1 pseudogene is annotated in these 462 nt (G+C 64.7%); it reads right to left on the bottom strand.

The window, feature by feature from the left end:
- A pseudogene (locus B3V69_RS10340) lies at positions 1–392 on the bottom strand (pseudouridine synthase); the annotation flags it as partial.
- Between the last annotated feature and the right edge of the window lie 70 nt (positions 393–462).

Genomic DNA, 462 nt, shown 5'->3' with positions numbered 1-462 from the left:
AGCTTGCGCTTGAGCCGCACCAGCACGGTCTCGGTCAGGTAGTCGCCGGAGGGCACGACCGGCAAAAAATGCGGCTTGTCGACCACGATCAGCTGCTCGTCCTGGAACAGGATGACCTCAAGGAACGGGATGGGTACCTCAGCCGGCACCGCGCGGTAGTAGTACACGCGCCGATGGCCCTGGTACGCGCTGTCGGGCGTGAGCTGCACGCCGTGCTCGTCGACCACATCGCCGTCGGCCATGCGCTGCTGCCAGACGTCACGACTGATGGCGGGAAAGCGCTCGGTCAGGAAGTCCAGGGTGGTGGGCCAGGCGCCAGCGGGCAGCCCGATGCAACTCGGCCCCACGCCGTGGCGGGCAGGCGGCACAAATTGCTTTTTAAACCCGTTCAAACACGACATCCCACACGCCGTGCCCGAGTTTGATGCCCCGGTTTTCGAACTTGGTCAGCGGCCGGTAATG

The sequence above is a fragment of the Rhodoferax sp. UBA5149 genome, assembly GCF_002413825.1.
GTDB lineage: Bacteria > Pseudomonadota > Gammaproteobacteria > Burkholderiales > Burkholderiaceae_C > Rhodoferax.
This window is presented reverse-complemented; position numbering and strand designations above follow the sequence as displayed.